Below are 312 nucleotides of genomic sequence, written 5' to 3'. Positions count from 1 at the left end.
TCGATGCAGCCTGCCCCTTCTCGGGCCTGCGGCGGGCCGTCATCCGGTCGTACCGGGTCAGCTTCGCCTGAGCTTTCCTGCCGTGTTCGGGGTGGGGGAGGTCGTGGGCGTCCGAGGTGGTGGTGGCGGTCTCCTTCACACCCCAGTCGATCCCGATCACCCGGCCAGCCCCGGGCAGCGGCCGGACTTCGGCGGGGACGACGAAGGAGGCATACCAGTGGCCGAGGCTGTCGCGGTACACGCGCACACTGGACGGCTCGGCGGGCAGGTCCCGCGACCACACCACCGTCAGGACGATCCCGCCCGCCAGGT

Annotated in this window: 1 pseudogene; it reads right to left on the bottom strand. The window is 71.5% G+C overall.

The annotated features are described in order from the left end of the window. Nucleotides 1–312 (bottom strand): annotated as a pseudogene (locus N4G66_RS45470) (RNA-guided endonuclease TnpB family protein); the annotation flags it as partial.

The sequence above is a fragment of the Streptomyces rhizosphaerihabitans genome (assembly GCF_025399795.1).
Lineage (GTDB): Bacteria > Actinomycetota > Actinomycetes > Streptomycetales > Streptomycetaceae > Streptomyces > Streptomyces rhizosphaerihabitans.
The sequence above is the reverse complement of the archived record's forward strand: the minus strand, read 5'-3'. Positions and strand labels throughout refer to the sequence as shown.